This is a genomic window from Halomonas kalidii, assembly GCF_030010475.1.
GTDB classification, from domain to species: Bacteria; Pseudomonadota; Gammaproteobacteria; order Pseudomonadales; family Halomonadaceae; genus Halomonas; species Halomonas heilongjiangensis.
On record NZ_JASCQN010000048.1, the window covers coordinates 69,464 to 91,582 of the forward strand.

Genomic DNA, 22,119 nt, shown 5'->3' on the forward strand with positions numbered 1-22,119 from the left:
CTGGGCCATCCCACCGGCTCCTCAAGCGAGGTCGACCGATGTACGTATCAACCTTTCACGATGTGGTTGAGTGGACACGCGCCCTGCATGAACACCTGGCACGGTGCCTGCAGCACTGCTCGACACAGCAGGATGAAGAGCGCGCCAAGTGGCTGCTGGAGTATCTGGCGGATCACGAGGCGGCGCTGGAAAAGGTCGTGGCCGGCTTCGAGAGACAGGCCGACCCCAAGGCGCTGAATACCTGGCTCTACGACTACATTTCCTACAAGCCCATCAAGCCCCACCTGTCGTGCAGCGCGCCCTATGCGGAGATGAGCTTCGACGAGATCTGCCAGGAAATCCTCGACCTGCACGAGCAGGTCATCGGCTTCTACCGCTATCTCGAGGGGCATACGGAGATTCCCGAGACGCGCGAACTGATCGGTGAGCTGCTGAAGCTGGAGCAGCATGAAGCAATGCACCTGGTCCACCAGACCAACCGCGCCAGGGATCTCTGAATGACATGGACTGGCGCGAGCGCGCCCGCCAGCGGGTGGACCCACCAGACCAACCGCGCCAGGGATCTCTGAATGACTCATGAGCGTTCCAGCTCGGCGACGGTTCGAAAGTCGCCAGATGAACTCGTATACGCGGACCAGACACCGGCGTTCGAGCGAGTGTGTGCACTGTCCGACACGACCGTGGCCTTTGTGCTGGAGCGGAACGACCATCACTGCCAGCACGATGAAGGCCGTGTTTCGTCGGCCTGGGGGCTGGCCCATGGCAAGCGCCAGGAGCCCCAGGCGATGGTGGACCTGCCATCGGCATGGCCGCCCCCTGTCCTCGCCCGATCACGGCGATATCCGGCAAGCCCTCTCCTCCAGCCCGTTCCCCCCTGCCTCTAGGAAATGCCTCTCATGAAGAACTCTCTGCAGAGACCGTGGCTGACTTGTCTGATGGTCGGCGTCGCTCTCGGCGCCTCGACTGCTGCCATGGCGGCCAGCGACCGAGCATTCGTGCCAATGGGAACGGCAGATGCCGCGGATATTATCGACCTGGGCCGTCAGGAGGTGATATCGACCATTACCGATACGATCAACACACACGGCTCCGCCCTTACGCCCGACGGTCAGCAGCTCATCCTTGGCAGTCTCACCCCTCATGAATCCAGTCGCGAGATCGCGCGCCCCGAGGGCGTGACGGAAGACGAACACGCAGCCCATCATGGCAATGCTGGCACGACCTCCATGGAGGAAGCGAACACCGGTCTGCTTTATATTGCTGACACCGCCACGAGCCGCATCATCAGGACCCTGGAGGTGCCAGGGCCCGTGCATCATGTGCTGGTCACACGCGATGGACGCCATGCCGTCTCGACCCATCCCACCGGCGGAGGCATCAGCGTGGTGTCGCTGGAAAGCGGCCAGGTGATCGCCTCCTTGCCCACGGGACCGAACCCGAACTACCTGGTGCAGCAGGAAGAGGGGGGCTCGATACTGGTCAGCAATGCGGGTAACGGCACCATCAGCGAAGTCGATCCCCAGCACTGGTTCGTGCAGCGTAATATCCGCGTCGGCGGCAGCCCGGAGCACATGGTGCTCTCGGAGGACGGCGACCGCCTGTACGTCAACGATGATGCCGGCGGGAGAGCCCTGGCGCTGAATCTCGCGACAGGGAGTGTGGGCGAAGAATATGAGATCGGCACGGCGCCTCACGGCATCGACCTGAGTCCGGATGGCCAGACGCTCTTTGCAACGAGTCAAGGCGACAACCGCCTCGTCAGGATCTCCCTCGAGGACGGCACACGACATACCGCCGAGCTGTCTCCGGCCCCTTACCATCTTGCCGTGGCGCCCACCGATGGGCTGGTGCTGGTCACCAGCCGCGCAGCCCCCCTCCTGTGGATCGTCGACCCGGATTCTCTCGAGGTGTTGCAGACTGTGGAGCTGGGGGGCATCGGTCACCAGATAGCTCTCGAGGCTTCGCGTTCCAGGTGAACCAGCGACAGGCGACCACGATGTCCGATTCAGCTGGGAGCCTGTCGGATCCAATGGTTGATCTTGCCGCCACTGATCCTGTGGATCTCGCGCCACCATCTGCCGATATCTGAAGTTATATCCAAAGGGAGCAAGTGACCATTGGGTGGCGAACAGGTTCTACACTTTTATTTATTATATTCTGTCAGTGAATGCTCTAACCTGGATCATCAACCGCATGCCAGAATATCAACAGGAGTTTCAGTAGGGTCCGGTTTCAAACACCCAGGAGAGAGATGATGGAGTCAATGGATAGAATGCCACAATACAATCAGAATAGCCTTTCTCTGGTCGGTGCGATCGCTTTAGGGACCGGGGTCATGATTGGCGCTGGAATTTTTGCCTTGACAGGACAGATGGCCGAGATGACGGGTGCGCTTTTCCCGTTAGCCTTCTTGTCAGCTGCACTCATCGTCTCCTTCAGCGCCTACTCCTATGTGAAGTTGTCCAATGCCTATCCGTCAGCTGGCGGAATTGGCATGTACCTCCATAAGGCTTATGGGCCGACACTTGCCACCGCTTTTCATGCGCTTTTAATGTATTTTTCCATGGTGATCGCGCAAAGTTTCTTGGCCAGAACCTTTGGATCCTACACGCTTGAGCTTTTCGATGTGGGAGATAGGTCGCTGCTCGTCCCTTTACTGGGTGTCGCTCTTATAATTTCTGCATTCTTGCTCAACCTCTCTGCCAATAAATTGATCCAGGGTGTTGCGTCAGTACTCGGGTTCATAAAAATTGGTGGGATTATCTTATTTGGGGTCGGCGGTGTCATAGTCGCCGACTCTGTCGGCATGGAAACCTCGGCGTCGGCTCCTGAGGCATCTCTTTCAGGCTTCCTGGGAGCGACTGCGTTGGGAGTTCTGGCCTTCAAGGGGTTCACGACGATCACTAACAGTGGCTCAGAGATAAAAGACCCCCATCGCAACGTCGGTAGAGCGATCATGATATCGATCGGTCTTTGCGTAGTGATCTATGCATTGGTGGGGTTTGCGGTTGCGAGTAACTTGTCCCTGACGGAAATCATCGAATCAAAAGACTATTCACTTGCGGCTGCTGCGAGGCCTGCTCTTGGAGAGACCGCCGTTTGGTTCACCGTCATTCTTGCCATGCTGGCCACCGCGGGTGGCATCATTGCCAGTATATTTGCGGTCTCACGCATGTTGGCAATGCTGACGGAAATGAAGTTGGTGCCACATCGTCACTTTCTCATGCCAGGTAGTATTCAGAAGCATACCTTGGTCTATACAGTCGTGCTCGGCTTGATCTTGACAGCGTTTTTTGACCTTAGTCGTATTGCTGCGCTTGGTATCATTTTCTATTTGATCATGGATATCGCCATTCATTGGGGAGTGTTACGTCATCTGCGGGAGGAAATTAATGCAAACGCAACTGTGTTAGTGATTGCCATACTCCTGGATGCAGTCGTGCTGGCAGGCTTCCTTTGGGTGAAGGCTACGACAGATCCTTTGGTATTAGTTGTTGCATCTGTTGTCATGGCGGCTATCTTGCTTGCCGAGCGACTCTTCCTGTCTCGAAACGGGGGCTCTAGCTCAAGCGATGACACGCATTCTCATTGATTTTAAAGACGGGGCATCGGCGACGCCTTTTTACGGCAAAGCATATATCTCGTCAGGAGTCGCTTCGCCGCGGGCAGCGGCAACCTCAGAGCCGCACCAAATTTAGCAGGCGAAGCATCGACTTGATCTGGGTCAATGGCCAGGCAACCCATTCAGCCTCATTTCATCTTTTACGACTATATTAACGTTAGCCCACGTCAAAAAACGCAAGAATAATTTCATGCATCAATCAGCCACCCCTCATTAGCATTAGCAGTTGTACCTCTTCATCGTTGCAGAACGCGCCACCATGAATTTTGGCTCTATCGGGATAAGGCCACAGGGTTAAATCAGGACACGGAAACGAGGGGGTAACTCCATGACTCAACACCGCCACCTGCATCGGCAGGCGCACTCACATCACGGTTGCCGGGGAAACGGTGCCGGAGTACCGATCGCCGCCGGGACCCGCTATTCGTTCCTCGGCATCCTGATCGGACCGATGTTCGCCGTCTTCGCGATGAACGCGTCTTCGCTGTCGGTGGTGACGAATTCATTGCGCCTGCGCCGGGTGAGGATCTGATCATGACCGACAACAACCACTGGCTGGACCGACGACCGAGCAAGGGAAGATTCTGGCTCATGGTGGCGATCGCCCTGGCGATGATGGGCTTCCTGCTCTGGGAGGAGCACAAGGTGCATCTGCTCGGTGCTCTGCCCTGGCTGATCCTGCTCGCCTGTCCGCTGATGCATGTGTTCATGCACGGGGGTCATGGCGGACATGATGACCACAAGGGAGGTCGCGATGAGTGACGACGTACCCGCCTATGGCCTGTGGGGCCTGGTCATTCTCAACTCGGCGATCTTCATCTTCTTCGCCTTCAGCTTCTTCAAGCCGCAGACGCGCCGCGACTGGCGCTCGCTCGGGGCCTTCAGCGCCTTCCTGGTAGCGCTGTTCACGGAGATGTACGGCTTCCCGCTGACCCTCTACTTCCTCTCCGGCTGGCTGCAGTCGCGCTACCCGGAAGTGGACTGGTTCAGCCACGATGCGGGGCATCTGCTGGAGATGCTGTTCGGCTGGCAGGCCAACCCGCACTTCGGACCGTTCCATCTACTGAGCATGGTGTTCATCGCCGCGGGTTTCTGGCTCATCGCCGCCGGCTGGCGGTCGCTCTATGCCGCCCAGCGGCGGGGAGAGCTGGCCACCACCGGACTCTATGCCCATGTCCGGCATCCGCAGTATGCCGGCTTCGTGCTGGTGATGGCCGGTTTCCTGCTGCAGTGGCCCACCCTGCTGACCCTGGCCATGTTCCCGGTATTGGTGTGGATGTATTCGCGCCTGGCGATCCACGAAGAGCGCGAGGTGGCACGCCGGTTCGGCGCGGCCTGGCAGGCGTATGCGGCCCGCACGCCGCGCTTCATTCCGCGCCTGCGAACCGCGGGTTCCCACGGCCGATCCATGTGACGGCTCTGTCGTGTTGCAAGGGCCATCTTCGGCCCGGCCATCATTAGCCAAAGAGAGAGTGAAACATGCCAACAGAGGCCCTTCGCACCCACCATGCCGTAGACCGTCCAGCAGGTAGAGCGGCTTCAGATGAGTCACTGGAGGCGGGGCACGTCGCTTCCCCGCAACCCGAGTCGGCCTGCTGCCCCAGGGAGGTGCGCTGATGGACACCACGCCCCGAACCACCATCGATGCGCCGGTAGCGAGCCCACCGGCGATGACCACCGACCCGCGCCTGCACGCCATGATGAGTCTGTTCACGGGAGGGCTGTCGCCGACCGCCGTCCAGCAGGCCTGGTGGGACTGGGCGCAACACCTGCTCCTGTCGCCGGACAAGCAGGCCGAACTCGTCGGCAAGGCCCTGCGCAAGTGGCAACGTTTCGGCAGTTATTGCGAGCAGGCTTGCCGGGCGCCGTGCGAACGCTGCATCGAGCCGCTGTCCCAGGACAAGCGCTTCCACGACGCGGCCTGGCAGCGCTGGCCCTTCAACATGCTCTACCAGGGTTTCCTGCTGCAGCAGCAGTGGTGGCATGCGGCCACCACCGGCGTACCCGGCGTCTCGCGCCATCATGAGGCGATGGTGAATTTCGGTGCGCGGCAGATGCTCGACGTCTGGGCGCCGTCGAACTTCCTCGCCACCAACCCCGAATTGCTGGAGCAGACGCGACGCGAGGGTGGCGTCAACCTGGCCCGCGGCGCCAGCAATCTGCTGGAGGATTGGCGACGCCGGCAGGCCGGCGAAGGGCCGGTGGGGGCCGAGGCGTATCGGGTCGGCCAGAACGTGGCGGTGACACCGGGCAAGGTGGTCTACCGCAACCGGCTCATCGAGCTGATCCAGTACGCGCCCGCCACCCAGGAGGTCCATGCCGAGCCGGTGCTGATCGTGCCGGCCTGGATCATGAAGTACTACATCCTCGACCTCTCTCCAGAGAACTCCCTGGTCCGCTACCTGGTGACACAGGGCCACACGGTGTTCGTCGTCTCCTGGAAGAATCCGGGCAGCGACGAGCGGGACCTGGGCATGGCCGACTATCGCCGGCTGGGGGTCATGGCGGCCCTCGACGCGGTCACGGCCAGCTGCCCGGAGCAGCGTGTCCACGGCGTGGGCTATTGCCTGGGCGGCACCCTGCTGTCGATCGCCGCGGCCGCCATGGGCCGGGACGGCGACAATCGCCTGGCCAGCCTGACGCTGCTCGCCGCACAGACCGACTTCAGTGAGGCCGGCGAGCTGATGCTGTTCATCGACGAGGATCAGGTGCGCTTCCTCGAGGACCTCATGGCCGTCAGGGGCTATCTGGACACGCGCCAGATGGCCGGCGCCTTCCAGCTGCTGCGCTCCCAGGACCTGATCTGGTCGAGGATGGTGCACAGCTACCTGGCCGGCGAGCGTCCGCCCATGTTCGACCTGATGGCCTGGAACGCCGACGGCACCCGCCTGCCGGCGCGCATGCACAGCGAGTACCTGCGCTGGCTGTTTCTCGACAACGACCTCGCCGGTGGGCGCTACCGGGTGGACGGACGGCCCGTGTCGCTGACCGATATCGAGATTCCCGTGTTCGCCGTCAGCACGCTCAAGGATCATGTCGCCCCCTGGCGTTCCGTCTACAAGGTCCAGTGGCTGACGCCGGCGGACGTCACCTTCGTGCTCTCCAGCGGAGGGCACAACGCCGGCATCGTCAACCCGCCCGGCGATACCCGACGCTTCCACCAGATCTCGACCATTCGCCGCGCCGACCCCTTCCTGGATCCGGACGGCTGGCAGGCCACTGCCGCGCATCATGACGGCTCCTGGTGGCCCTGCTGGCAGGGCTGGCTGGCCGATCACAGCACCAGTCACGTGCCCGCTCGGGAGCCGGGGGTGACTCAAGGCTATCCGGTGCTGGACGAAGCGCCAGGGCGTTATGTCCTGGAGCGATGAGTATGAATCTGGCGGTTCCCCAGCAAGGATGGGGCCCAGTCGGAGGGAGGGCTGATGCGACACTCACTGTGGACGATCGCGGTGGTCATGCTGCTGGCCGGCGGCGGCTATCTAGGCTTTCTCGCACTGCGTCCGGCGGAACTGCCGCCCGGCGTCCTCTATGGCAGCGGCCGTATCGAAGCCACCGAGATCCGCCTTGCCGCCGAAGTCCCCGGGCGCGTGGTGGCGAGTCGGCTGGTCGAGGGCCGGCCCGTCAGCGAGGGGGCCGAGCTGCTGCGCCTGGACGATCGCCTCATTCGCCTGCAACAGGCCGAACTCGAGGCACGCCTGACCGCCGGTGAGCAGTCGGTGGTTCGGCTCGAGCGCATGCTCGACACGGCGCGTCATCATCTCGGCAACGCCGAGGCCGATCTGGAGCGGGCGCGCACCCTGCGTCGCTCTGGCTCTATCCCCGCGCAGCAGTTGGAGCGCAGTGAGGACCGCGTGCGCGAGGCGGCAGGCGAAGTCGAGGGGCTGCAAGCGCAGCGCGCAGAGGCCGCCGCCAATCTGGAGGCGCTTCGGCAGCAACGCAGCCAGCTCGCCCTCCAGCTCGACAAGACGGTGCTGCACAGTCCCATTGCTGCCACCGTGCTGGTCAAGGCCGTGGAGATCGGCGAGGTGGTCGCGCCAGGGCAGTCGCTGGGTGTGCTGGTCGACCTGGACCGCCCCCGACTGAAGATCTACGTGACCGAACAGGTGCTGGGCAGAATCCGGCTCGGCACCCCGGCCAGGGTGCGGGTCAATGCCTTTCCGGACCGCCACTTCGAGGCCGAGGTCAGCGCGATCGACAATCAGGCCCAGTTCACCCCACGCGACATCCACCTGCCCGACGAGCGGGCGCGCACCGTCTTCGGGGTGACCCTGCAGCTCGCCAACCCCGACGGCGTGCTCAAGCCCGGCATGCCGGCCGACGCCTGGCTGCGCTGGCAGGACGAGGCGCCGTGGCCCGACACCCTGGTCGTTCCCCAATGACCGCGGCGATCCGTACCAGCGGACTGGGGCGGCGCTTCGCCGGACGGCCGGTGCTCACCGGGGTGGACCTGGAGGTCCAGCAGGGTGATATCTTCGGGCTGCTGGGTCCGGACGGCGCCGGCAAGACCACCCTCATGCAACTCTTGGCGGCGATCCTGGATCCCAGCGCAGGCCAGGCGACGGTTCTCGGCTTCGACACGGTGCACCAGGCGGCCGAGGTGAATGCCCGGGTCGGCTACATGTCGCAGGGCTTCGCGCTCTATGACCGACTCAGCGTCCTCGAGAACCTGCAGTTTGCCGCCCGTATCCGCGGCGTCGAGGCGCAACGTTTCGCCGGCCGCAGTCACGAGCTGCTGGCCATGGCCGGGCTGCAGGCCTACCTCGATCGGCCGGCCGGCAAGCTCTCCGGCGGCATGCGCAAGAAGCTCTCGCTGTGCGCCAACCTGATTCATGCCCCGCCGTTGCTGCTGCTCGACGAGCTCAGCCTGGGCGTCGATCCCGTGTCGCGCCGTGAGCTCTGGCAACTGCTGCGGCGTTACCAGCAGCATGGCAGCACGGTGGTGGTCAGCACCCCCTACATGGACGAAGCGGAATACTGCGATCGGCTCGCCTTTCTCGACCAGGGCCGGGTACTGGCGGTGGACACCCCGACGCAGTTGCGGGCCCGGGTCCACGGGCGGATCTATGACCTGCGGACTTCCATGAGCACCGCCGTACAGGAAATCCTGCGCGACGCCCCCCAAGTGCTGAATCTGCAGTGGTTGGCGGACAGGTTGCGCATCCAGCTGCATCCCGGTACCGACCTGCCGCCGGCCACGCTGACGCGGCTGCGCGGTCTCGCCACGCTGGCTCCCGCCGCCCCGGGGCTGGAAGAGGCCTTCATCGCGCTGAGCACGGCGACGGCGCCGGCAGCGCCGCCGCCGGTGACACCGGCCGTCATGGAAACGCAGGGTGGCGAGGTGCGAGCAGAGCAACTCAGCGTGCGGTTTGGCGACTTCACCGCCGTCGACCGGGTTGCGGTCCGTGTGCCGCCGGGCGAGGTGATCGGCTGGCTGGGACCCAACGGGGCCGGCAAGACCACCCTGATGCGGGTCTTCTGCGGACTGCTGATGCCCAGCGACGGCGAGGCCTTCGTCGCCGGCCTTTCGGTGACCCGGCAGGCGCGTGCCCTGCGCAGCCGCATCGGTTACATGTCGCAGCGTTTCTCGCTCTACCCGGATCTCACGGTGGCCGAGAACCTGCGCTTCTTCGCCGGGGCCTACGGCCTTGGGGGCACACGTCGACGCCAGTCGATCGACTGGGCCAGTGGCATGACGGCCCTGATCGGAATGGAGGCACGTCGGGTCAGCGAGCTCTCGGCGGCGGTACGGCAACGCCTGGCACTGGCCTGCAGCATTCTGCACGGCCCGGCGGTGCTGTTTCTGGACGAGCCCACCTCCGGCGTCGATCCGCTCAACCGTCAGCGCTTCTGGCAGTTGATCCAGACCCTGGCCGGCGGCGGCATGACGGTATTCGTTACCACCCATTATCTGGAAGAGGCGAGCTACTGCCACCGACTGGGGTTGATGCATCAGGGCCGCCTGGTCGCCCTTGGCACCCTCGAACAGCTGCGCCAGGCACTGCGGCTGCCGGCCGACGCCGGCATGGAAGCGGTCTTCCTCGGCCATATCGAGCACGCACAGCGGGAGCTGGCATGATGAACCCGAGACGTATCGCCGCCGTGGCGGCCAAGGAGGCGAAAGAGGTACTGCGCGACCCGATCACCGTCGGCGTCGCACTGATCATGCCGTTGATCATGCTGCTGTTGTTCGGCTATGCGATCACGCTCGATGTCGACGACATCACGCTGGGCGTACTGGATGAGGACCGCACCCCCGCCAGCCGACAACTCACGGAAGCGTTCACGGCGAGCGGCTACTTCCAACTCGAGCGTGAGTTGACCGACCCGCATGCGGTGGAGCGGGCCCTGCAACGCGGCGAGATCCGCTTGGCGCTGATCATCCCGCCAGGTTTCGAACGTGCCCTTACCCGCCACGAGCCGAGTCCGGTCCAACTGCTGGTGGACGGCACCTATTCCGCCACGGCGACGCTGGTCAGCAGCCATGCGCTGAGCATCACCAGTGGCTTTGGCCATGAAGCGCCACCGCCGGCCCTGCAGCTGGAAACCCGCGTCTGGTACAACCCCTCGCTCAGCAGCGTGCACACCGTGGTGCCCGGCCTCTATGCCGTGATTCTCATGGCCTTCCCGCCCCTGCTCACCGCGCTCGCCCTGGTGCGGGAGAAGGAAACCGGCACCATTACGCAGATCTATGCCTCGCCGCTCTCCTCCGTCGAGTTTCTCGCCGGCAAGCTGATTCCCTACGCGATCATCGCCTTCGTGCAGATGGCGATGGTGATCGCCGTCGGTTTTCTCTGGTTCGGCGTGCCGTTCCAGGGCAGCGTCGCTTTCCTGTTGGCGATATCGCTGCTGTACGTGCTCTGTACCCTGGGGATCGGCCTGCTGGTGTCGGCCGTGACCCGTACCCAGCTGGTCGCCCTGCTGGCCGTGCTGATCATGACCCTGATGCCCTCCCTCCTGTTCTCGGGCATGCTGTTCCCGATCTTCACCATGCCCTATGTGGTCCAGCTCTACACCCTGGCCTTTCCGGGCCGCTACTTCGTCGACATCTCCCGTGGCGTGGTGCTCAAGGGCGTCGGGCTCGAGGTCCTGTGGCCGAGCATCGCCATCGTCGCCGTCTACACCCTGCTGGTCTTCGCCCTGGCGGCCTGGCGGCTGAAGAAGAAGGTGGCCTGATGCGCCTGTCGAGCCTGTTGCACAAGGAGCTGATCCAGTTCTTCCGCGATCCCGTGGTGCTGTTCCTGATCCTCTGGCTCTACACCATCGAGGTGATGATCTGCGCCTATGCCCTGGGCATGGAGATGCGCGACCTGCCGCTGGCGGTGGTCGATGCCGACGAGAGCCCGGCCAGCCGCCGCCTGATCGATGACTTCGTCGCAGGCGGCAACTTCCGCCTGGTGGCGCACCTGCGCGATGTTGCGGCGGCCGAGCCGTACCTGGAACGGGGCGAGGCACAGGCGGTGCTTGTCATCCCCGTCGATTTCGAAACCGAACTCCAGCGCGGCGGCGGTCAGGCCCTGCAGTTCCTGGTCGACGGCAGCAACGCCAACACGGCCGCCGTCGCCCGGGGCTATGCGCTGCAGACGATGGAGGCCTTGCGGATGCGCCGGGGGACACTCGACGCGCGACAATTAGCGACGGTAGCCGCGCAGCTGCGCACCTGGTACAACCCGGACCAGACCAACGTCAGCTTCACGGTACTGGCGATGATCGCCCTGGCGGGATTGATGATCGGCGTTGTTCACCCTGCGGCCTCCATCGTCCGCGAGAAGGAGGTCGGCACCATCGAGCAGCTCATGGTCACGCCCATTCGCCGTGGCGAACTGTTCATCGCCAAGACCATGCCCACCCTGTTGATCGGATTAGTCGCCGTACTCCCCAGCCTGGCGCTGGTCGGCTGGTTCGGCGTGCCGGTCAGAGGCAGCCTGCCGCTGTTCTTCGCCCTGACCGCGCTGTTTCTGCTCAGTGCCATCGGCCTCGGCGTGCTGGTGGCGGCGGTTTCGCGAACCCTGCAGCAGGCCCTGCTGCTCGCCTTCTTCGGCCTGTTCCCGCTGATGTTCCTGTCCGGCACCGTGGTGCCGGTGGAGAGCATGCCGGAACTCCTTCAGCGGCTGTCGCTGGCCAGTCCACTGCGACACTACCTGGAGATCACCCTGGGCATCTTCCTCAAGGGGGCGGGCATGGAGATCCTGTGGCCCCATGCCCTCGCCCTGGTGGCGATCGGTATGCCCCTGTACCTGGCGGCGTGGTTGATCTTCCGGCGCTGGCTGTAAAACCCCTGCTGCCCCCTGCCGTGGCCGGGGACAGGGTTGTGTTCACCGCTGCGCGTGGAGTTGGCGCCACTCACTCCACCATATCGTTTCGCCCCCTCCTCTCGACCTTGCGCTATCGTTTGCCCCTACCACCTGGCGGAGTCTGATGACAGCTCCAGGGCTCATGATTGACATTGTCCTTCACGTTCTGGTCGACAAACCGGTAATGCTCTTCCTTGAATCGGGTCCACCAGTCATGACTGATTTCGACAGCATGCTTCTTCAGAATATCTTCTACGCAATCAAGGCAAATTCTCGATGCATCATATGCTAGATCCAACCTTCTTTTGCGTGCGTCGAAGGACACGCTGTCCAGCCCATAAAGCTTGTCGATATCGGCGACAGCCGTTCGAATCGCACCCTCATCGTTAGGCTCCAGCTTCAGGTGCCGGGTCACCAGATTGATCTCGGATACGCCCAGGCGATGATCTTTATCACTCATGGAGAGTCCTCCTCTGCTGCCAAGCTTGCGTCGCGCTCAGACTTGATCAACTACCGCCATGGACAGTGCGCAACCATTCTCGGCGTTCATGTCTCGTGCCCTCCCTTGCCGTGCCTGCCATGCCCTCTGTGCATGAATAGATGCATCAATGGACAGGCCAACAGGATGAGAAACGGCAGAAACTGTATGAAGTGAACCCTGTGCTCGGCCCAGAGCAGGTACACCACGAAGGCGAGAAGGAGTCCCAGCGGCAACCAGAAGCGGATTGGCTGCAGGCCACCGGAACCGAAGGGGGCTTGTCGTATTCCATGGTTCACCTCGCATGGTGGAGTGCGGCCATCTCGAGAGGCAATCAGATAAGCCTTGCATGCCAATGGGGGCCAGCAATGCGCGACAATGGCATGCCGACAAATCCAGTATGGCAATGGACGACGCCGACCGCGTTGATGCAGATCAAGCGCCGGTGTGTTCTGGCCAAGCCCAGTTCACGGCGCCGCCCGGGGACAGAAGCACATGGCATCTCACGTCACAACAGTACACGGACGCCAGCCACGATGCCGGTATCTTCGGTGGCATCACCACCGGCACGCGAAAGATCGGCGGTATCCCCATACTGTTTTTCCCAGTAGGCACCCAGGTAAGGAGCAAACCGGCGAGTCACCTCATATCCCAGTCGCATACCGACCCGCACGGAATTGAGCCCCTGGCCGACCCCGAATTCCTCGACCTCACTCCCGGCCACGGCAATCTCGGTGCGCGGTTGCAGGTAGAGACGCTGGGTGAGGCGCAGATCATACTCACCCTCGAAGCTCGCCGAGACGTCGCCCTCTTCGCTGACCTGGAGTGCCACGTCGGTCTCGATCCCGTAGGGCATCACCCCCTGCAGGCCGATCACGCCGTAGAAGCGCTCGGGATGGTCGTTCGAGAACACACCGCCCTGGTAGCCGATGCCACCCTGCAGTTCCCAGAAATCGGCAATCAGCCGGCTGTAGAGCAACTCCAGCGATTCGAACTCGGCATCCTCACCGTCGCCCTGGACGTTCTCGCCTTCGCTCTTGAGATACACGCGGTTGATGTCGCCGCCGTACCAGGCCTGGAAGTCCCAGACCAGCGCCTCGTCCCCCTTGTCGGGAACGACATACTCGAGGCGGTCGAAGAGCGCCGCTCCCGTGTTGTGTTCCATCATCGGCGAGGGCCAGTCGGCCGGGGCGTCATAGCCATCCTGGGCGTGGGCCCCGGCCACCGTCAGCAAGGCAAGGGCGGCGCAGGTAACGGGCACTGTAGTTCTGGTTTTCATGCGAACTCCTTACGAGACCTTGACGACCCGGAACATGCCGGCATCCATGTGGTAGAGGAGATGACAGTGGAACGCCCAGCTGCCCTCGGCATCGGCGGTGATCAAGGCCGAGACCCGCTCCCCCGGCTTGATGTTCAAGGTGTGCTTGCGGGGAATCAGCTCACCGGCGCCGTTCTCCAGTTCCATCCACATGCCGTGCAGGTGGATGGGGTGCTCCATCATGGTGTCGTTGATCAGGATCAGGCGCAGGCGCTCGTCCTTGCGGAAGTGGATGGGACCGGTGACCTCGCTGAACTTCTTGCCGTCGAAGGACCACATGTAGCGTTCCATGTTGCCGGTCAGATGCAGCTCCAGCTCACGGCCCGGTTCACGGCGGTCGGGCCACGGCGTGAACGCCTTGAGGTCGCGATACACCAGCACGCGGCGCTCGTCAGGATCGATGCCGATACCGGCCTGGTCGTATTGGGAGCCGGGCTGAGCGACACCAGCGGGAAGCATGGCGCCCTCGCCGTCTCCAGAAGGCGGGGCGCCGCCGTGGTCCATGTCCGGCATGCTGGCGTGATCCATGCCCTCCATGCTGGCGTGATCCATGCCCGGCATGCTGGCGTGATCCATGCCCGGCATGCTGGTGTGATCCATGCCCTCCATGCTGGCGTGATCCATGTCCGGCATGCTGGCGTGATCCATGTCCGGCATGCTGGCGTGATCCATGCCCTCCATGCTGGCGTGGTCCATGCCGCCATGCGCCCCCATCGCCTCCATGCCCCGGTCGGCAATCCGCCTACGCTCCGGGATGGCCGCCGCCATCCCCTCGCGGGGCGCCAGGGTGCCGCTGGCGTAGCCGCTGCGATCCATGGCCTCGGCGAACAGGCTATAGGCGGTATCGGCTTCGGGCGTGACGAGCACGTCATAGGTCTCGGCGACGCCGATGCGGAACTCGTCGACGGGCACGGGCTGTACCGGCTGGCCGTCGGCGGCCACCACGGTCATCTTCAGCCCGGGGATGCGCACGTCGAAGTAGGACATCGCCGAGCCATTGATCACGCGCAGACGAACCCGCTCGCCGGGCTGGAACAGCGCCGTCCAGTTCTCTCCCGGGGCATGCCCGTTGAGCAGGTAGGTATAGGTGCTGCCGGTGACGTCGGCGATATCCCGTGAGCTCATGCGCATCCGGGCCCACATGGCACGCATCCTGGCCGTGTCGGCGAAGCCGTCGGCGCGTGCGTCGGCCAGGAAGTCGGCGATGGTGCGCTCCTGGAAGTTGTAATACCCCTCGGCGGTCTTCAAGTTACGGAAGACACTGGCCGGATCCTCGAAGGTCCAGTCGGTGAGCAGCAGCACGTGCTCGCGGTCGTAGCGGAAGGGTTCCCGCTCGGCGGCATCGATGATCAGCGGCCCGGCATGGCCGAGCTGCTCCTGCATCCCCGAGTGGCTGTGGTACCAGTAGGTGCCACTCTGGCGGACCGGAAACCGGTAGGTGAAGGTTTCCCCCGGTTCGATGCCGGCGAAGCTGACCCCCGGCACGCCATCCTGTTCCGCCGGCAGGATCAAGCCATGCCAGTGGATGGACGTCGGCTCCTCGAGCAGGTTGGTGACCCTCAGGACGGCATCCTGCCCCTCCTTGAGCCGGATCAAGGGGCCGGGGCTGGTGCCGTTGATGCTGATCGGGCGGGCGGCCCTGCCGTCGATGGGCAGTGACTCCCGGCGGATGGCCAGCGAGACCTCGGGGCCGGTTTCCACCCCCTTGGGGTAGGGGTTGGCCTGGCCCCAGGGATTGGCCCAGGCCGGCCGCAGGCCCAGAGAGGCCGTGCTCAGCCCAAGGGCGGCACCGCCCATGAGGAGCTGACGGCGCGAGAGAGGGAAAGCCGCCGCTTTCGAGCTTGCCATGCGTGTCTCCTGTCAGGGATGAAACAGGAGTCGATAGTGACCCAGCAAGCTGAAACAAGGCTGAACGGCACCGTCAGGGGGCCGGATCGCCATGCGCAAGGGTGATCACCACCCGCAGGCCTCCTCGCCCACCGACCTCGAACTTCAGCACGCCACCGTACTGCTCGACCAGTTGCCGCAGGATGGAGAGCCCCAGCCCGTGGCCGGGTCTGCCCTCGTCGAGGCGAAGGCCTCGCCTGCCCAGCAGGACGATGTCTTCCGCGGAGACCCCGGGACCATCATCCTCGACGGTGAGCGTCAACGATTCCGCCAGTTCCAGACGACAGACCACCTCGCGATCGGCCCACTTGCCCGCATTGTCGAGTACGATGCCCAGCATCTCGGTGAAATCCTGGCGCTCCACGCTCACGCTGGCCTCTGCTGCCGGTATTGCCGCGAGGCGAAAGCACTTGTCGGGATACAGGGCGCCGAACATGTCGATCAATGTCTCGGCCTCGCGCCGGATAAGGGTCCGCTGACCGGTATAGGGCCCCGCGATACGAGAGCGACGCAGCTCGGACTCGAGCTGGGCATGCATGTCTTCCAGGCGGAGCAGCATTTTCGCCCGACGCCCGTCATCGATGGGACGGGAGCCTCTCAGCACCTGGGTGACGGCGGCCAGCGGCGTCTTCAGGGCATGCGACAGGTTGGCGACGGATTCGCGGGAGCGTTGCAACCGCCGGTCATGATCGTCCATGAAACGGTTGAGCTGCGCCACCAGGTTGTCGAGTTCGGCGGGGGTGTCGAGGCGCAGTCGCTCCCGATCTCCCGACTGCAGCTCGTCGAGCTGTCGCTGAAGCCGGGACAACGGCCGCAACCCCCGGTTGACGGCGATCAGATTGAGCGCGACCAGCAGCAGCAGCAGCACGCCGGCGATTCCCCCCACCCACCAGTGCAGCGTGGTCAGCCCCGCCGCCACCTGGGCGAAGTCTTCGCCGATGAGCAGCACCCCGGAGCGGCCATCGAGAGTGAACACCTTGCGATAGGCCAGCAGTTGCCGACCCTGCCAATGGATATCGACGAGGGTGTCGTCTTCTCCTTTCAGGTGGGGTTCCAGCAGCGCCAGCCAGCGAGGGTGGGAGGTGGTGATCACGCCATCCAGCCGCAGCGCATAGAGGTGATGAAAGACCTGGTACCCCCCGCCAGCCGACTCGAGCCAGGCGGGAAGCGAGCCCTGCTCCTGGCGAAACTGCTGCAGCGTGTGCTCGGCCTCCTGGCGCAGACGTTCGCCGAGAAAGTCGCGGGCGAGATCGTGCAGCAGGATACCGTGCAAGAGCCAGGTGACGCCGACCACGATCAAGGCCACGCCGCCCAGCCAGGTGAGCAGGCGAAAGCGCAGGCTGCGCCGGTCAACGTGACGCAAGCAGGTACCCCTGGCCGCGGCGTGTCTGAATGACATCCTTGCCGAGTCGCCGGCGCAATCGGCCGATATAGACCTCCACCAGATTAGGCGCCGCGGCGTCCTGGTCCAGGGCGTAGAGCTGGTCGAGCAGCTGCGACTTGGAGAGCACGCGATCGGGGTGGTGCATCAGGTAGCGGAGCAGCCGAAACTCGGTGGCCGTCAGGACCTGCCAGGTGGCGCCATCCGTGCTGACCCGCTGGGTATGCTCGTCGAGCTGGAGCCCATTGACGGTCAATATCTGCGTCAGGCCGCCCGACCGCCGCCTGAGCAGGGCATGCAGCCTGGCCAGCAACTCGGCCTCGTGAAAGGGCTTGGTCAGATAGTCGTCGGCACCGCGGCGCAGGCCGATGACCTTGTCTTCCCAGGTGTCGCGGGCCGTGAGGACCAGGATGGGCAACCGATGTCCCTGCTCACGCCAGCGTTGCAACAGGTCGAGACCCGAGCCATCGGGCAGGCCGAGGTCGACAATGGCCAGGGCATACTCCTCGGTGGCCATCAACGATTCGGCCACGCGAATGCTCGTGGCCGAATCGACGCTATAGCCGTCGTCTCCCAAGGCCTCCGCCAGGCTTTCGGCCAGCAGATCATCGTCTTCGAGAAGCAACAGCTTCATGCGTTCAACCCCGGATGTGGATGTCTCCCGCCATGCCGGATTCATAGTGGCCGGGAAGATTGCAGGCGAATTCCAGGGCGGTGACGTCCTGGGAGGCGGTCCACACCAGGGTGGCAGTTTCGCCCGGCGCGATGGTCACCGAAGGCATCTGGCCACCGTGCTCGCCTTCCGCCATGTCGTGCCCCCCGTGACCGCCGTGACCGCCGTGACCGCCCGACCCCATCGCCTGCATCATCTCGCGGTGCTCCTCCTGGGCCTCGGCATCACCGATCACGAACTCGTGCTCGAGGTTGCCGGTGTTGGTGATCTCGAATTTCACCGTCTCGCCCGGCTTGATGTTCAGCTCGCCGGGGGTGAACCACATATCGCCGGCCTCGAAGCTGATGGTGCGGTCGACCTGGACATCGCCCGGGTCACCCTGGTGACCACCACCATGCTCCCCCGCACCCAGGGCGGCGGTGGAGAACACCCCAAAGGCCATCGTCAGCAGCATCTTACGCATGTGAATCCCTCTTGTAGTCGTCAGTGGAACATCCGTTATAAGCCCCGACCCTGAAACGGGGCTGAAAAGTATCACGATACGCCACTTGCCGTGCCAGCGAGGCTCAACGAAGGGTGGCACACTAGGCCGGCTCCGGCCGTGTCGCCTCGTCCACCGGCCGGCGGCGCGACCAGGCGATCAGTGCCGCGCCGGCGGCGAGCATCGGCAGCGTCAGCAGCATGCCCATGGTCACCCAGCCGAAGGCGATGAAGCCGATATGCGCGTCGGGCAGACGTACGAACTCCACCGCGAAGCGGAAGACCCCGTACAGCAGCAGGAACAGCCCCGAGATCAGCCCCCTCCGCCGGGGCTCGCTGGAAAGCCACCACAGTACGGCGAACAGCACCACGCCCTCCAGGGCGAACTCGTAGAGCGCCGAGGGGTGGCGCGGCTCCGGCCCCATGTGCGGGAACGGCATGGCCCAGGGCAGCTCGCTGACGCGGCCCGGCAACTCGTGGTTGATGAAATTGCCGAGGCGCCCCGCCCCCAGGCCGATCGGCACCAGGGGAGCGATGAAGTCGGTGAGCTGGAAGAAGGCGAGACGGTGCCTGCGGGCGAACAGCAGCGCCGCGATCAGCACGCCCGCCAGGCCACCGTGGAAGCTCATCCCCCCTTCCCAGACGCTGAACAGCCACAGCGGATTGGCCAGGAACTGCTCCATGCCATAGAAGAGGACGTAGCCCAGGCGCCCGCCGAGCACGACCCCCAGGGCGCCATAGAAGAGCAGGTCGCCGATGTCGTCGCGACTCAGTCCCAGGCGATGGGCGCGATGCCGGCCCAGCCACCAGGCGGCGACGAAGCCGACCACGTACATCAGGCCATACCAGTGGACCTGCAACGGTCCGATGCCGATGGCCACGGGGTCGATCTGGGGATACTGGATCATGTGATGTCCCTTTCTGTGTCAATCGTGGGTTGCGCGGAACGCTCGCTCACAGCGGCGACCAGTCCTGCCCGCCGTTGGTGCTGAGCAGCAGCCGACCCTGGTCATCCGCCGCCACGAGCCGGGCAGGATCATCGGGGGCCACCGCCAGGTGGGTCAGGTAGCGCTCGCCCCAGTCGCCGTTGACCACCTCCCACTGGCGGGTGGCTTCATCGGCGCGGATCAGGCCGACACCGAGCATGAAGGCATAGAGCTCCTCGCCATCGGCCACCACCAGGCTGACGGGGCGACGCTCGGGATGCAGCTGGCGCCAGCGCTCGCCGCCATTCGGGCTCATCAACAGCCCCCCCTTGGTCGCGGCATAGAGATGCTGCGGGTCGCGACTGGAGGCCGCCAGCCCGATCAACCCGTCCGGCACGGGCGCCTGCACCCGCCAGCCCTGGCCACCGTCTCGGCTGACCTGCAGCCGGCCGGCATGGACCCCGTAGAGCACGTCCGGGTCGGCCTCGCTGATGGTCAGCTGGTGGAAGTCCACCGGCCCGTCGACACCCGACGCGCGCTGTTCCCAGTTCCGGCCGCCGTCACTGGAGACCAGCACGCCGAGATTGCCGCCACGCGCCGGATGGCCGCTGGAGAAGAGCGTCTCGGCGTCCTGGGGGTGTGGCGTGAAGCCCATGAAATCGTGGGTCTCGTTCGAGACCTGGCGGGCCAGGCCATCGCCACCGACCACATGGAAGCCATGGTGGGTGGCCAGCAGGATCCGCTCGCTATCGGCGCGATCGAAGGCCAGGCCATGGATATGGGTCTGCTGGCGCAACTGCTCCAGGCTGGTGCCCTCTGGCTCGCTGGAGCAGCCGGCCAGCAGCGCGGCAACCAGCAACAGGGGGGTGAGAGCGCTGCGGAACAGGCCCGGTCGGTCGGCGAAATGGGAGCTGCGGGGCAGCGGCCAGGAAGCGGAGAGAGCTCCCCCACCCAGGGCGGAATAGCGCAGGAAATCAATGCGTTGCATGGGAATCTTCCTCGTGGTTCGAACAGCCATTACCCCTCGCACACGACGAGCGGCGTCGTCAGGGACGGGTGTTCAAGCGCGAGGAGGCCGCTCGAGGCGGTCGGGCACGCGGCGCGGAAAGGACTCGGCCACCGCCCAGCGCGGTTCGTGGGACGGCGCCGGGCCGGCGTCGAAGGCCTGCGGGCTACCGTTGCAGACGGAACAGGGAGCCCAACAGGTCATGGTCTCCATGGAGGACTCGGTCAGGCCGTCGTCATGTTGGGCCCGCTCGGTCGAATCCATCATGGCGGCATGAGACCCCATGCATTCCTCCCCCTCGTATACCCAGGCACTCACCGCCGCCTGCGGCAGCGCCAGGGCGATACCGAACAGCAGGCAGAGCAGCCAGTGGAGAGGACGATCAGGCATGGGCGATGTGTCAACCGGTCCAGAGAGTGTCGAGGCACCGAAACGCTAGTCTTCCACGCCCCCCTTCGGGGCGCAAGTCGCACACTACGACCAATGGCCCGGATGTTGGTTCACGAAATAAGCCGCAGAAAACCAGCGGCCTGTACCCCGTGTACGACTCGATGTTCGACACCCGGGTTGATACACGTCAAGTAGTGCCACGCCGAATTCGACTACGCTGAAGTGGCTTCATCCAACAGGGAGCGCCTCTCCATGGGTACGCCGTCTGCAGTATCCCGACCTCGCACGGCTCCCGGCTCCGCACGGGGTCGATGCTGGCTGGCCGCCCTGCTGGGGCTGGCGATGCTGCTGACCGCTTCCCTGACCATGGCCCATACCATCGCGACCGACGCCCAGGCATTCCAGGGCCCCGGCGTCGCGGGCATGGCGACCGATCACGACCAGCACTGCCACCACGGGCATGGCAACCACCCGGTCGGTAGCGCCCTGCTGCGCATGGAACGCCTGGACCTCGAGCCCGAGCCCTTCCCCGTCTCCGTGGCCGACATGGTCACGGCCCCCCGGGTCGTGGCCCTTAGCGGCACCCCGAGGACCCGCCCCGATCCTTCTCCGGTTCCCGTTTACCTGCTGACCCGACGACTCAGATCCTGAGCGTTTGGCGATCCGGCCCGTGTGCGATACCGCCATGGGGCGTGATCGTGCGGCAGTCCCCGCGGCAGCCCGCCGCACCCATCCAGACGACGACCAAATGATGGGCCACCGTGCCCGCAAGGAGAAACACCATGAACACTCGCAAGCGCACTCTCGCGCTCGGCCTGGCCCTGGCACTCGGTGCCGGTGGCGCCGGATTCGCCATCGCCCATGGCATGCCGGGCGGCATGATGGGGTATGGCCAGGGCGGCATGGGCCCCGGCATGATGGGTGGCGGCATGGGGCCCGGCATGATGGGCGGCGGCATGGGGCCCGGCATGATGAGTGGCGGCATGGGCCCCGGCATGATGGGTGGCGGCATGATGCCCTGTCCGATGATGGGCGGCCCCGGCATGGGCATGATGCAGCAGTTGCTCACCCCTGAGCAGCACGACGAGATGCGCGAGCTGATGCAGCAACACCGCCCTACCCAGCTCGAACACATGGGCCAGATGCTGGACCTGCATGATGAGCTGGTGAGCCAGATGCAGCAGGCACGTCCCGATCCGGAGGCCGTGCAGGAACTCCACGGCCGCATGGCGGAGTTGCAAGGCGAGATGCTGGCCGAGCAAGTTCGCCAGCGTAACGCCATGCATGACCTGCTCACCGACGAACAGCGCCAGCAACTCCAGGAGGCCATGCCCTACCGCTTCCGAGAGTGACGACAGGTGCGCCCACCATGCCGGCGGGCGACTCGAGAGGAGGCAGGCAACCCGGCGGGTTGCCTGTCAGGTTCGATGCACGGCGGGAGACACCTTCATGGCCAATGAACACTCGACCTCCAGGATCGAACTGACGGTCCCCGGCATGGGCAGCGACCACTGTGCCGGCATCGTGCGCAAGACGCTCCAGCGCCTGCAAGGCGTGGACGAGATCCACACCAACATCGCCAGCCACCGGGTCAGCGTGACCGTCGACGAAGGCGGTCCCGATGGCGAGGCATTGAAAATCGCCGTGGAGGGCGCCGGCTACGA

At 64.4% G+C, this 22,119-nt stretch carries 24 protein-coding genes; 14 read left to right on the forward strand and 10 right to left on the reverse strand.

The window, feature by feature from the left end; all coding sequences use genetic code 11:
* Nucleotides 1-38 precede the first annotated feature (38 nt).
* The 11 genes from QLQ85_RS15420 (at nt 39) to QLQ85_RS15470 (ending at nt 11,895) form a co-directional block, all read left to right on the forward strand.
* Nucleotides 39-497 (forward strand): ATPase, encoded by a 459-nt coding sequence (locus QLQ85_RS15420; protein WP_282739806.1) that lies wholly within the window; start codon nt 39-41, stop codon nt 495-497.
* 399 nt (nt 498-896) lie between these two features.
* Nucleotides 897-1,976 (forward strand): YncE family protein, encoded by a 1,080-nt coding sequence (locus tag QLQ85_RS15425; protein WP_282739807.1) that lies wholly within the window; start codon nt 897-899, stop codon nt 1,974-1,976.
* A gap of 275 nt (nt 1,977-2,251) precedes the next feature.
* Nucleotides 2,252-3,592: an APC family permease gene (locus QLQ85_RS15430; protein WP_407650397.1), complete on the forward strand. Its 1,341-nt coding sequence runs from the start codon at nt 2,252-2,254 to the stop codon at nt 3,590-3,592.
* A 358-nt stretch (nt 3,593-3,950) separates the two neighbouring features.
* Nucleotides 3,951-4,154, forward strand: coding sequence for a hypothetical protein (locus QLQ85_RS15435; RefSeq protein ID WP_282739808.1), 204 nt, complete (start codon nt 3,951-3,953; stop codon nt 4,152-4,154).
* A gap of 2 nt (nt 4,155-4,156) precedes the next feature.
* Entirely contained in the window at nt 4,157-4,384 is a 228-nt protein-coding gene (locus QLQ85_RS15440) for a DUF2933 domain-containing protein (RefSeq protein WP_282739809.1), read from the forward strand.
* Nucleotides 4,377-5,036: a methyltransferase family protein gene (locus QLQ85_RS15445; protein ID WP_282739810.1), complete on the forward strand. Its 660-nt coding sequence runs from the start codon at nt 4,377-4,379 to the stop codon at nt 5,034-5,036. The genes QLQ85_RS15440 and QLQ85_RS15445 overlap by 8 nt, the downstream gene beginning before the upstream one ends.
* Before the next feature lie 202 nt (nt 5,037-5,238).
* Complete coding sequence (locus QLQ85_RS15450) at nt 5,239-6,993, forward strand: PHA/PHB synthase family protein (protein ID WP_282739811.1); 1,755 nt, start codon at nt 5,239-5,241, stop codon at nt 6,991-6,993.
* A gap of 54 nt (nt 6,994-7,047) precedes the next feature.
* A complete protein-coding gene (locus QLQ85_RS15455) occupies nt 7,048-8,004 on the forward strand; it encodes an HlyD family secretion protein (RefSeq protein ID WP_282739812.1) in 957 nt (318 codons plus the stop codon).
* A complete protein-coding gene (locus QLQ85_RS15460; RefSeq protein WP_282739813.1) occupies nt 8,001-9,701 on the forward strand; it encodes an ATP-binding cassette domain-containing protein in 1,701 nt (566 codons plus the stop codon). Before QLQ85_RS15455 ends, QLQ85_RS15460 begins: the two co-directional genes overlap by 4 nt.
* A complete protein-coding gene (locus tag QLQ85_RS15465; RefSeq protein WP_282739814.1) occupies nt 9,698-10,798 on the forward strand; it encodes an ABC transporter permease in 1,101 nt (366 codons plus the stop codon). The genes QLQ85_RS15460 and QLQ85_RS15465 overlap by 4 nt, the downstream gene beginning before the upstream one ends.
* Nucleotides 10,798-11,895, forward strand: coding sequence for an ABC transporter permease (locus tag QLQ85_RS15470; protein WP_282739815.1), 1,098 nt, complete (start codon nt 10,798-10,800; stop codon nt 11,893-11,895). Before QLQ85_RS15465 ends, QLQ85_RS15470 begins: the two co-directional genes overlap by 1 nt.
* A 112-nt stretch (nt 11,896-12,007) precedes the next feature.
* On the opposite strand, the gene QLQ85_RS15475 is transcribed toward QLQ85_RS15470, so the two are convergent.
* From QLQ85_RS15475 to QLQ85_RS15520, 10 genes are all read right to left on the reverse strand, one after another.
* Nucleotides 12,008-12,376 carry a cation transporter gene (locus QLQ85_RS15475; RefSeq protein WP_282739816.1) on the reverse strand — a complete coding sequence of 123 codons (369 nt, stop codon included), beginning with the start codon at nt 12,374-12,376 and terminating at the stop codon, nt 12,008-12,010.
* Between the two features lie 86 nt (nt 12,377-12,462).
* On the reverse strand, nt 12,463-12,693 hold the full coding sequence (locus QLQ85_RS15480) for a DUF2933 domain-containing protein (RefSeq protein WP_407650398.1): 231 nt from the start codon (nt 12,691-12,693) through the stop codon (nt 12,463-12,465).
* Nucleotides 12,694-12,902: 209 nt separating this feature from the next.
* The gene (locus QLQ85_RS15485; RefSeq protein ID WP_282739817.1) at nt 12,903-13,673 is read right to left on the reverse strand and encodes a copper resistance protein B; all 771 of its coding nucleotides are present in this window, start codon (nt 13,671-13,673) and stop codon (nt 12,903-12,905) included.
* Between the two features lie 9 nt (nt 13,674-13,682).
* On the reverse strand, nt 13,683-15,560 hold the full coding sequence (locus QLQ85_RS15490; RefSeq protein WP_282739818.1) for a copper resistance system multicopper oxidase: 1,878 nt from the start codon (nt 15,558-15,560) through the stop codon (nt 13,683-13,685).
* Between the two features lie 73 nt (nt 15,561-15,633).
* Nucleotides 15,634-16,962: a sensor histidine kinase gene (locus QLQ85_RS15495; RefSeq protein ID WP_282739819.1), complete on the reverse strand. Its 1,329-nt coding sequence runs from the start codon at nt 16,960-16,962 to the stop codon at nt 15,634-15,636.
* A complete protein-coding gene (locus QLQ85_RS15500; protein ID WP_282739820.1) occupies nt 16,949-17,614 on the reverse strand; it encodes a response regulator transcription factor in 666 nt (221 codons plus the stop codon). Before QLQ85_RS15500 ends, QLQ85_RS15495 begins: the two co-directional genes overlap by 14 nt.
* A 4-nt stretch (nt 17,615-17,618) precedes the next feature.
* Nucleotides 17,619-18,116 carry a cupredoxin domain-containing protein gene (locus tag QLQ85_RS15505; RefSeq protein ID WP_282739821.1) on the reverse strand — a complete coding sequence of 166 codons (498 nt, stop codon included), beginning with the start codon at nt 18,114-18,116 and terminating at the stop codon, nt 17,619-17,621.
* A gap of 121 nt (nt 18,117-18,237) precedes the next feature.
* Complete coding sequence (gene lgt, locus QLQ85_RS15510) at nt 18,238-19,041, reverse strand: prolipoprotein diacylglyceryl transferase (protein ID WP_282739822.1); 804 nt, start codon at nt 19,039-19,041, stop codon at nt 18,238-18,240.
* 46 nt (nt 19,042-19,087) lie between these two features.
* Complete coding sequence (locus QLQ85_RS15515) at nt 19,088-20,047, reverse strand: WD40/YVTN/BNR-like repeat-containing protein (protein WP_282739823.1); 960 nt, start codon at nt 20,045-20,047, stop codon at nt 19,088-19,090.
* Nucleotides 20,048-20,119: 72 nt separating this feature from the next.
* Nucleotides 20,120-20,455 carry a hypothetical protein gene (locus QLQ85_RS15520; protein WP_282739824.1) on the reverse strand — a complete coding sequence of 112 codons (336 nt, stop codon included), beginning with the start codon at nt 20,453-20,455 and terminating at the stop codon, nt 20,120-20,122.
* A 342-nt stretch (nt 20,456-20,797) separates the two neighbouring features.
* Here QLQ85_RS15520 and QLQ85_RS15525 point away from each other — a divergent pair, with 342 nt between their 5' ends.
* The 3 genes from QLQ85_RS15525 to QLQ85_RS15535 all read left to right on the forward strand — a co-directional run.
* The gene (locus tag QLQ85_RS15525; RefSeq protein WP_282739825.1) at nt 20,798-21,106 is read left to right on the forward strand and encodes a hypothetical protein; all 309 of its coding nucleotides are present in this window, start codon (nt 20,798-20,800) and stop codon (nt 21,104-21,106) included.
* A gap of 131 nt (nt 21,107-21,237) precedes the next feature.
* Entirely contained in the window at nt 21,238-21,807 is a 570-nt protein-coding gene (locus tag QLQ85_RS15530) for a Spy/CpxP family protein refolding chaperone (protein WP_282739826.1), read from the forward strand.
* 97 nt (nt 21,808-21,904) lie between these two features.
* Nucleotides 21,905-22,119 (forward strand): heavy-metal-associated domain-containing protein (locus QLQ85_RS15535; RefSeq protein ID WP_282739827.1); only part of this gene is annotated, 215 nt, incomplete at its 3' end.